The sequence below is a fragment of the Polynucleobacter sp. AP-Latsch-80-C2 genome, from assembly GCF_018882185.1.
In the GTDB taxonomy this organism is placed as follows: Bacteria; Pseudomonadota; Gammaproteobacteria; order Burkholderiales; family Burkholderiaceae; genus Polynucleobacter.
The window spans coordinates 1-9,301 of sequence record NZ_JACVOY010000020.1 but is presented as its reverse complement, the minus strand read 5'-3'; the positions used below and the strand labels follow the sequence as shown (position 1 = coordinate 9,301).

The 9,301-nt window shown below is 40.5% G+C and carries 17 protein-coding genes; 10 read left to right on the top strand and 7 right to left on the bottom strand.

What is annotated here, in order from left to right; translation table 11 throughout:
* Positions 1-163 (bottom strand): ubiquinol-cytochrome c reductase iron-sulfur subunit N-terminal domain-containing protein (locus ICN47_RS12545; RefSeq protein WP_304608919.1); only part of this gene is annotated, 163 nt, incomplete at its 3' end.
* Positions 164-453: 290 nt separating this feature from the next.
* Here ICN47_RS12545 and ICN47_RS12540 point away from each other — a divergent pair.
* Complete coding sequence (locus ICN47_RS12540; protein WP_216220246.1) at positions 454-696, top strand: hypothetical protein; 243 nt, start codon at positions 454-456, stop codon at positions 694-696.
* A 144-nt stretch (positions 697-840) separates the two neighbouring features.
* Here ICN47_RS12540 and ICN47_RS12535 read toward each other — a convergent pair whose 3' ends face one another.
* From ICN47_RS12535 to ICN47_RS12520, 4 genes are all read right to left on the bottom strand, one after another.
* Positions 841-1,260 (bottom strand): CHRD domain-containing protein, encoded by a 420-nt coding sequence (locus ICN47_RS12535; protein WP_215339687.1) that lies wholly within the window; start codon positions 1,258-1,260, stop codon positions 841-843.
* Between the two features lie 104 nt (positions 1,261-1,364).
* On the bottom strand, positions 1,365-1,973 hold the full coding sequence (locus ICN47_RS12530; RefSeq protein WP_216220245.1) for a DsbA family protein: 609 nt from the start codon (positions 1,971-1,973) through the stop codon (positions 1,365-1,367).
* Between the two features lie 41 nt (positions 1,974-2,014).
* A complete protein-coding gene (locus ICN47_RS12525) occupies positions 2,015-2,569 on the bottom strand; it encodes a demethoxyubiquinone hydroxylase family protein (RefSeq protein ID WP_216220244.1) in 555 nt (184 codons plus the stop codon).
* A gap of 73 nt (positions 2,570-2,642) precedes the next feature.
* Positions 2,643-3,206, bottom strand: a complete 564-nt coding sequence (locus ICN47_RS12520; RefSeq protein ID WP_216220243.1) for an Rrf2 family transcriptional regulator — start codon at positions 3,204-3,206, stop codon at positions 2,643-2,645.
* 354 nt (positions 3,207-3,560) lie between these two features.
* Between ICN47_RS12520 and ICN47_RS12515 the strand changes: the two genes are divergently transcribed.
* The 6 genes from ICN47_RS12515 (at position 3,561) to ICN47_RS12490 (ending at position 6,870) form a co-directional block, all read left to right on the top strand.
* Positions 3,561-3,710: a hypothetical protein gene (locus ICN47_RS12515; RefSeq protein WP_216220242.1), complete on the top strand. Its 150-nt coding sequence runs from the start codon at positions 3,561-3,563 to the stop codon at positions 3,708-3,710.
* Between the two features lie 59 nt (positions 3,711-3,769).
* Positions 3,770-4,093, top strand: coding sequence for a hypothetical protein (locus tag ICN47_RS12510; RefSeq protein ID WP_216220241.1), 324 nt, complete (start codon positions 3,770-3,772; stop codon positions 4,091-4,093).
* A gap of 14 nt (positions 4,094-4,107) precedes the next feature.
* Positions 4,108-4,245, top strand: coding sequence for a hypothetical protein (locus tag ICN47_RS12505; protein ID WP_216220240.1), 138 nt, complete (start codon positions 4,108-4,110; stop codon positions 4,243-4,245).
* Positions 4,246-4,392: 147 nt separating this feature from the next.
* Complete coding sequence (locus ICN47_RS12500) at positions 4,393-4,800, top strand: DUF4149 domain-containing protein (RefSeq protein WP_255539022.1); 408 nt, start codon at positions 4,393-4,395, stop codon at positions 4,798-4,800.
* A gap of 33 nt (positions 4,801-4,833) precedes the next feature.
* Complete coding sequence (locus tag ICN47_RS12495) at positions 4,834-5,184, top strand: HNH endonuclease (RefSeq protein WP_255539021.1); 351 nt, start codon at positions 4,834-4,836, stop codon at positions 5,182-5,184.
* 123 nt (positions 5,185-5,307) lie between these two features.
* Positions 5,308-6,870, top strand: a complete 1,563-nt coding sequence (locus tag ICN47_RS12490) for a cryptochrome/deoxyribodipyrimidine photo-lyase family protein (RefSeq protein ID WP_216220238.1) — start codon at positions 5,308-5,310, stop codon at positions 6,868-6,870.
* Between the two features lie 17 nt (positions 6,871-6,887).
* On the opposite strand, the gene ICN47_RS12485 is transcribed toward ICN47_RS12490, so the two are convergent.
* Together ICN47_RS12485 and ICN47_RS12480 are read right to left on the bottom strand one after the other, a co-directional pair.
* Positions 6,888-7,268, bottom strand: a complete 381-nt coding sequence (locus ICN47_RS12485) for a VOC family protein (RefSeq protein WP_215301163.1) — start codon at positions 7,266-7,268, stop codon at positions 6,888-6,890.
* A 39-nt stretch (positions 7,269-7,307) separates the two neighbouring features.
* On the bottom strand, positions 7,308-7,508 hold the full coding sequence (locus ICN47_RS12480; RefSeq protein ID WP_216220237.1) for a hypothetical protein: 201 nt from the start codon (positions 7,506-7,508) through the stop codon (positions 7,308-7,310).
* 219 nt (positions 7,509-7,727) lie between these two features.
* Here ICN47_RS12480 and ICN47_RS12475 point away from each other — a divergent pair, with 219 nt between their 5' ends.
* From ICN47_RS12475 to ICN47_RS13105, 3 genes are all read left to right on the top strand, one after another.
* Positions 7,728-8,294, top strand: a complete 567-nt coding sequence (locus ICN47_RS12475; RefSeq protein WP_216220236.1) for a YceI family protein — start codon at positions 7,728-7,730, stop codon at positions 8,292-8,294.
* 19 nt (positions 8,295-8,313) lie between these two features.
* The gene (locus ICN47_RS12470) at positions 8,314-8,946 is read left to right on the top strand and encodes a bifunctional 2-polyprenyl-6-hydroxyphenol methylase/3-demethylubiquinol 3-O-methyltransferase UbiG (RefSeq protein WP_216220235.1); all 633 of its coding nucleotides are present in this window, start codon (positions 8,314-8,316) and stop codon (positions 8,944-8,946) included.
* Between the two features lie 291 nt (positions 8,947-9,237).
* Positions 9,238-9,301 (top strand): transposase (locus tag ICN47_RS13105; protein ID WP_223146557.1); only part of this gene is annotated, 64 nt, incomplete at its 3' end.

Genomic DNA, 9,301 nt, shown 5'->3' with positions numbered 1-9,301 from the left:
CAGCGGCTCCGGCGGCTTTAGCGCGCTCGGAAGGCTCAAAACTGTCCACAAAAGGGTAAAGGGCTGCGGCTGCACCTACGCCACCAACCGCCGATGTGGCGATCAGCCAATTACGGCGATCCTTGTCTTGCACATCATCATTTAAAGAATGATCCTGATTCATTAGTTTTGGCTCCGAATTTGCCTAAAAAAGAGAGAAGAAATTGACTAATAATTGAAATGCAAGGTTAGCATTCCTAGGTTTTTTTTGCAGAGCCGCACAAGAATATCGATTTTAAAAATAAAAACCTCACCTTTTAGTCTCAAAAGCAAACCACAGAAATTCAAGGGATTACGTCTCCTGATTATGGGTGTGGGTCGTTTTGTCTAGTGAAATAGCCAATCTAGAGGGCTTTTAGAGCAAAAGGGGCGGCTATTGCTTACATTTCCTAAAGCAGGATAAGCTGGAGATTATTGAGTAGTTTAAATAACATTAACATCAACAAACTAACAGTGATAACGGTAGAACATCATTCGAAGATATATGAATTTCAGACGCTAGATGAAGCTATGGAATGGGCTAAGCAGCTTGGTGAGTTTGTGACGATTAAATTTAATGATCTAGAAATTGCAGGTAAGTTCGGAGTGGATGGCATCTCTGGCGGTAAATTCTCAAACGGTGAACTCTACACATGGAAAAAACGCAGAAGACATTAGGAAACTGATTGATTTTTTATCCACAATTGAAGGCAATTAATCTATCTGTCCTAAGCGTTACTTTAAGTAACGCTCAATAAAAAACCACCCGAGGGTGGTCTTGATGATCCTTAATGAGTTAAAACAGAGTCTATCGTTCCATCCTCATGGCTTAAGCTGAGCTCTAATTTCGCCAGGCTTATTGGTAGCGCTGTGAACATTGAGATAAAGATTGCCGCTCTTCAAACTTTGGAGCTGAGCATCTGTTAATTTGGCGCCAGCGGGAGCTGACCAAACATTATCAGCAGTTTTGGTAAATGGCACTATGACGGGACCATTTTGACCCATTGCCCCTTCATGAATATGAGCCATAGTTCCTTCAACACCATTAGTGGTAATTGTTCCTGATACTGAACCATCTGGACCAACCATAATTGATCCCACCCCAGAAGCTGAAGTCATGACTGGCGGAACCTCTTGAGATCCAGAGAGTGTTACTTTCATTGACTGTGCTGAAACAGCTAATGAAGCAAAACCAATACAAATCCCGATTACATTTTTAATTAAAGTATTACTTTTTATCATGTGTATCTCCTGTAGGTTTACTGCTGGATTCAGACTATCACAACTAAGTTAATAAGATATGTTGAGTGTATAAATTAAAAGAAATAGCCTAACCAGCGAGCCATTTAGACATTCAGACTTCGAATAATTGCAGATAATTCATCAAATGTTTTAAATCCATTAATAGGCATGAAGCTTTTGGGTGAAAAGTCTTTTTCACCGATCAACATTGCCGGTAAGCCTTGAAAGCCATAAATCTTAAATTCTTGCTCGTCAGCCATCACATGTTTTGTCAACTCACCATTATCGAGAGCTTGTCTTAATAGCTGGCCATTCATTCCACTCTGGGAGGCAATCTGCATCACCACTTCTTCATTGCTGATATCAAGACCATTCAAAAAGAATGCATCAAATAGCGCCCTAGCTAGTTTTAGCGATAGCCCCTGAGAGTTAGCAAAATAGACACTTTCTTGTGCAAGCCATGTGTAGGTCAGAAATTTAGGCCTTAAAAGCTTTAGCTTCTCATCTGCAACAATTGGCTCTAGCTTAGCCCCCTCAAAGTTACTTAAGTAGGATTGCGACGGTGAGATATTGCCTTCTACTGGACTTAATTCAAACGCTCTCCATACGATCTCTACTCTATCTTGATAGTTTTCTTGCATCTTCTCAAGAACGATAGTTTGAAAATAACTGTATGGACATTCGAAATCTGCCCAAACCTGAATCTGAATCATTGTATTTTTACCTTTAGTAATTCATTTCATTCATCAATTTTTTAGATACGTCTTGCCAGCACAACTGCCGCCGCTGAGCCGCTACCTACCATAGCGCACCATGCTCTTAGAGCTAAGGATATTGAGGTGGAGGCCTTTGATCTCGCTTCATTTTTATGGTCAATCTCATCAGCTTGACAACGGATTAATAGGTCAAGTAATTGCTCATGGCCGCCATGTGTTTTGAGGTGATTAATCTGCTCTTGGTAGTGCTGCTCTACAAACGTCTCAACTGCATCAATAGTTGCATAGACCGATTTTCGGCCAAATAGTGCTGGTATGGCTCCTGTTAGCCATCCCGCTATCCGCCATAGTCCTAACAAACGGCTTCGATACTTTTCCTCAAAGACAGCCTCTATTAACTGCAAATGCTCCGCTTCAGCAGCTCCATGTTCTTTTGCAAAAAGGATAAGCTCTTGATCTTTAAGCAATGTCGCAACAGCAATGATGCCTTTGTAAATATAGACAGCACCTGTTTCACCCGCATGATCAGATCGGAGTTCTTGCTCTAGGTATTTAGAGTATGGAGCTATGTCAGACTCAATCACAGCGCTCATCTTAAACATGCCCTGATATAACTCATAACTTCATCATAAAAATGTCTCATCTTTTGTATCAGCTTCATTTTTATTATCGAAGGTAGTTACTAAAATCAAATATGGAGTTAGGTCCTAACTTCTCTATTTTTTTTATCTCAGCTTTGGTTCTCAATACGCTCTGGGTATCCCACTTACCCTTAACTGGGTCTGATTTAATTTGATACTTTTGCGCATCCCATGCCGGTAAAGATTGCATGAGATTAGGTTGTGTCCTTGCATTTTTTCCTGATGAGGCAGTGGAAATTTTTTTTAAACAATCACATAGGTAGCTCTCAAAAGAATCAATGATCTCTTTAGTAACGCCTTCAATCGAGATTTTTCTAGCTCTATTGTGGTTGACTGCCAAAAATATATCCTTAATTGTCATGCTGTCCGGATCTTTTGATACGTAATATCCGCCTTTGCGCCCCTTTGCAGCTCGGATTAAAAAAGCAGATCTGAGCGTAGAGAGCAAGATCTCTGTTCTACTCAAGGAAAGATGCTGACGCTTGGCTATATCAATTGCTCTTACAGGCACACCAAATCGAGAATAGGTGATGATATCAATCAAGGTGTTGATAGATTGTTCAATCGACTTATTGATGGACTTCAACATAACTATTCCCTGTTGTGTAGGCGATGAGATAACGACATCTTAAAAAGAAGTCGCCCTAAGGCGACTTAAGGACCTTATTTAAGGGCCGGGAGACAAATTAATTCTGCACCTGTTAGGGTTTTTACGTATAAAACTACTATCAAAGGGGTTTTTGCTGTTCTGCACCATAGGCAAATCAAGCGCATACTAAATAAGTGTTAACCCTAATACTTTTCACTAAAGGAGCTTGAAATGACACAACTCAAAAAGTTTCTGATCAATTTGATCCTGATATTAAAAGATACTCGTAAAGCTTACTTCAAACGACATTTGAACCAACTATTGGGTTCATAACGCCTTTTTAGCTGAACATAAATGCGCTTAACAGTCTTTCGCTACAAGGTCTGGGATCATCAAAATAATGATCAGGGTCAAATACCTCCTTATTACGCTGTTCGGGAATACATCGAGCAATTAGAAGGGGCATCTGTAATTGAAGATGACTATTTGGAGGTAGATGAATAAGACCTTGATATTTATGGAAGAATAGCTACAAACTAGCTTGAATGAAAAGGAAAAATAGTATGTCAATATTTCGAAGCGGTCTATCGTTGGTATTTTTATTGATTATGTCTAATCAATCATTTGCTCAGGCAATCTCTAAGGACTATCAAAAAAATTGTGCTCGCGAACAAGTAGCCGAGCATCAAGGCGTTAAAGGTAAAGCACTTGCTGAAGAGGACTTTACCGCTTATTGCGGTTGTCAAGCCGAGTTCATTTCTAAAAATGCTTCTAATCGTCAAGTCAATGAATTGGTGATGAATCCAAAAGCAAAGCCTGAGTGGCTAAAAAATATAGAAATAAAAGCCATGAAAGCATGTATTACAGATCCTAAAATGACTACATAAAATTTAGGAAATCAATGGATAGCTTTGGTCCTATGATTTTGCTTGAAGTAGCGCTCTTCTTTGGAGGAGTTTTACTATTTGCATGGTGGCAATTACGTGATCTACGGAAAGAGCGAGAAAAAAATCAGCAGAAAAAAGAGCAGGAAACTTAAAGATCAGCTCGGCACTCCACTTATCTGCTGAAATCATCACGCAGTTCGGGATCCAACTTGATTCATCGCAATGTATTACTATTTTTTTAATTACATTTTTTATCACAACATCGCTGCTTGCCGTCTACTTAATCTTGAGGCTATCCTTTGCTTGAAACCATTCTTCTCATATCTGCTTTATTAACTTCCTCCTTACTTTTTGGAGGTATGTTATTTTTTTCCGCGAGCTTTGCTGCGTTTTTACTAAAATCCTTGCCACCAGCAGAAGCAAGGGTATTGATACGGAAGGCCTTCCCTTCTTTTTATATTTTTGTGATGATCACATCACTCGTTGCAGCATTACTAGCCCTAGCGAGCAGCCTATTTAGTGCCAGCATCTTAGCAGTCATTGCTCTATCCACCCTTCCCACTCGTCAAATCTTAATGCCTGCAATTAATGCAGCTACAGATGCAAAACTAAAACAGCGTTTTTTAGTGTTGCATGGTTTATCTGTTGTTATTACCTTGGCACATACTGTCGCAGCAGGATTTGTGATTGTTGATTTAGCAACCTAATAAGCAAACCTGGTTTTTTAGGCCACTCATCTTATGACCGGACGCATCAAGAAAAAATTGATTCTGTCTGAGTTGAGTAATACACCAGATCAACAATCAGAATTCTTGATTTGCCCACTTTGTGATACAGCCGTTCCAAAATCTCAACGAGATGAGCACCATCTGGTTCCTAAGTCCCATAGGGGTCGTCAAACGGCGGTATTACATCGTATTTGCCATCGACAGATCCATGCTGTCCTCACCGAGACCGAGCTAGCACGTCAATACAACACCGTCGAACAATTCAAGCTACAAACCGACATGGCAGATTTTATAAAGTGGGTTCGTTTAAAGCCAGATGATTTTTTTGAACGGGCCCGTAAGAGTAAAAGACTACGGTCTTAGTAGAGCCCTTAGGTGGGCAAAGTGGCGTCATAAATTAATCTTACTAGTTATGCAAAATTAGCTAAAGGCTTTTATGATTAGTGACTGTCTTTTAAAAAGATTAATTTCTAATACTGCTGAATTATGAGTTATCAACTGGTTTGGTTTAAGCGTGATTTGCGCTGTGAGGACCATGCCGCTCTTTTCGAGGCTTCAAAGCTAGGCCCCATTCGCTGCATTTATGTGCTTGAGCCAACATTATGGATGCAGCCAGATGTGGCTCTCCAACATTTTGAGTTCATTCGAGAATGTCTTCATGATCTAGATGCCCAACTGTATTTACTTGGTGGTACTTTGGAGGTTCATGAAGGTGAAGTTACTAAAGTGCTGAATAACATCTGGGCGGCTAGTCCTTTTCAAGGTTTGCATTCTCATCAAGAAACTGGCAATGGATTTACGTACTCCAGAGATCAAGAGGTTAGTAAATGGTGTCAGTCTCATGGCATTCAGTGGGGTGAGTATCCCCAGTTTGGTGTCACAAGAGGGTTAAAAAATCGTAATGAATGGCATGCTGATTGGCAAAAGCATATGGAAGAACCTTTAAGTGAACTTCCGACGATTCAATTTTGGAGGGCACCACTCTCTAGCGCGCTAACACCGAACTCTAGCGCTCCTTATTTAACGCCGTCCATGATGAAGGCCCCTGTGCACCTGCAACATAATCCACCCCTAAGACAACGCGGCGGAAGATCTCTTGCACTCAAAACGCTCAATAGTTTTTTGAAGCAGAGGAGCATGTGGTACCGAGGCGGGATCTCATCACCCCTATCAGCGCCAGATGCATGCTCCCGATTATCCGTGTATCTGACTTATGGGTGTCTTAGTATCAGAGAGGTGGTGCAAGCAACAAATGAAGAATTACTTCAAACTCCGCCTCAAGCCATCCGAAAAATATCAGGTCTGTCTGCCTTCATGAGTCGCTTATATTGGCATTGTCATTTCATTCAAAAGCTGGAGAGTGAACCTGAAATCGAGTGGCGAAATATGCACCGTGGATATGATGCATTACGCGAGAATGAATTCAATGACGATTACTTCAATGCCTTAAAGGATGGTAAGACGGGTTGGCCTATGGTGGACGCCTGCGTCGTCATGCTACGTGAAACGGGATGGCTTAATTTTAGAATGCGCGCAATGCTGGTTTCAGTTGCAGCTTATCCACTTTGGTTGCACTGGAAACCAGTAGGAGATTGGTTAGCCACCCAATTTTTAGACTACGAGCCCGGAATCCACTGGAGTCAACTACAAATGCAATCCGGCACGACCGGGATCAACGTGACACGTGTTTATAACCCGATCAAGCAAGCGCAAGATCATGATCAAAAAGGCTTTTTTGTTAGAAAATGGCTTCCTCACATGCGTCAAGTACCAGATACTTGGCTTTTTGAGCCTTGGAATATGCCTCAAGAAGTACAAAACAGTATTAGCATTGAGATTAGTAGAGATATCCCCCAACCAATAGTAGATCTTTCTATCGCCACAAAAGCATCTAAGGATCGGTTGCATGCTAGACGTAACTTATCAGACGTTCGAGCTGGAAAAAAATCAGTAATTGAAAAACATGCGTCTCGAGCAAAAATGACTAGCCGTAAGAGCTCTAAAGTGAAAACTACAGAAGCAAGCCCACAACTGACTCTGGAGTTTTAGCCAAGCGAAGCAAGCTTTTATTTCGGTGGCCTATGCATTGCGCAGATTTTGTTGCCAGCAGGATCTCTGAGCCAAGCAATATAAATAGTGCCAGCGACACCCTCTCGATAGCCTGGATCACCCTCACAAGAAGTTCCACCATGAGCAACACCAATTGCGTGAAATGCATCTACATCAGCAATAGATTTGGCGCTAAAGCCAATTGTGCCGCCATTAGCATGAGTCGCTTCATTACCATCGATAGGCTTGGTGATAGCAAAAACTCCGCCAGGACCGCGATAAAAATATTTGTCATGACTAAAGCTCCCAGCTTTGATACCCAAAGCTCCTAGAGCAGCATCATAGAAGCCTCTTGAAACTTCTAAATCATTTGCGCCCAGCATAATGTGACTAAACATGATTCTTCCTATTGAGTTAATTAAATACAAAGATATCGCTTAAGAATCCATCTGCTCTTCGGATGGATTGATAGGTATACGCATAACCGTATTACGAATAAATTGTTTTTCGTAATGTCGATTACGTCTTGACTTTTTGGCTAATGAACGTTGACCCCTGCGCTTATCAGAAACAATATCGCTCAATTGACTTAGATCGTCTAAGTCTCGTATTTGACTTGGTGAATTACGCAGAGGCATTGCTAGCGACTTTTACTTTAGTAATAATGACATTAAGCTTGTTATAGACTTTAAATGAATTAACTCATATAAATTGATTTTATGCTCGCTCTTGCTAACCTTGTAAGAGTTAAATTGATACCTTTGATAACTAAAGGCCTCAAACAAGGTATTTAGGCCTGCAATTGAGGGTGAGATCATTTGTTCAGCAAATACTCATATCAAGACCTAAAATATTGAATGAAATTTTTTTATATCAATGCCCTTCTCCTAGCCCTTGTAACTTCCTCAGCCCAAGCAGCAGAGACCTACATTACTGATCCCGAGCACACTTTTGTTAGCTTTAGCTACAAGCATTTAGCTTACTCGATTCAATCTAGTCGTTTTGATAGGGTGAATGGAACTATTACACTCAATGATCAAATGGATGGGGGCACTATAGATATTGACATTGAGACTGGCTCAGTTAGCACAGGCTCAGATACCTTTAATAAGCTGCTTAGGAGTGAAGATTACTTTAGCTCTGAAAAATTCCCAATAGCTAAATTTACCTCCGATAAGCTTACATTCAATAATCAGGCCATTACGTCAATCTCAGGTGAGTTAACTATTAAGGGCATCACTAAGCCTATTAATATTGAAGTAAGCAACTTTGCCTGTAGTCGAAACTTTATTACTTTGAAATATATGTGTGGTGCAAACGCAAACGCAAAGCTAAGTCGCTCTGAATTTGATTTAGGAAAATATGTACCATTTGTTGGCGATGAGATAAGCCTCAATATAGTAGTTGAGGCGTCACGAGAATAGCCTTCAATTTAAACTGATCATGTCTACATTAGAAAACCTTACTAATGACTCTGCTTTAATCTCACAAAAGACTATTGCACATTATGATCAAAATGCTGTCCCTTATTACGAGGGTACAAAAGATCATGATGTCAGTCAAAATATCGATGCCCTATTAAGGGCAATTAAGACTAAGCCACCGTTTCATATTCTTGATTTTGGATGTGGCCCAGGAAGAGACCTACAAACCTTTACCAATCTTGGTCACATTGCCACTGGTCTTGAAGGTAGTAAACAGGCTGCTCAAATAGCTAAAATGAAAAGTGGTTGCGAAATCCTAGTCCAGGACTTTTTTAACTTAAATTTGCCTGAGAGCGCTTTTGATGGCATTTTTGCCAATGCCTCTCTATTTCATATCCCTAAGAAGCTATTGCCTAAAGCATTAGGTAATTTATGGATATCCTTAAAACCGAATGGCATTCTTTTTAGCTCAAACCCCAGAGGTAATAATGAAGAAAGTTGGTACGGAGATCGCTTTGGCTCTTATCACGACCTAGAAGGTTGGAGGTCTTTTATGATGAATTCACAGTTCACTGAGATTGAACACTACTATCGACCTGAGGGAATACCAATTGAACAAAGGCCCTGGCTAGCGAGTGTTTGGAAAAAATAGTCTTTTAATCATCCCTAGCAGCTCAGAATTAGATCGACCATGGCTGAGGATAGCCGACCAATCTTCACATCAAAAATCAACTAAAACTGTGTAGTGTCGCCTACACACTTTATAAATCCCACAAGCGTTACTTAAAGTAACGCTCAAAAGACAAAACCTCAGCATTTACCTCTAAAGCCTACTTTTTATGAGTTTTAGGTTATGTTTAGGTTCTCTGGTTATGAGAGCTGAATCGCTACCACTTCTATAGACACTTTCTAGCCTAATATTTAGTCTATTAGGAGGTGTGTCATGAGTACAAGAAGACGGTTTACTGAAGAGTTCAAGTTAGAGGCAGTCAAACAGGTAGTTGAAC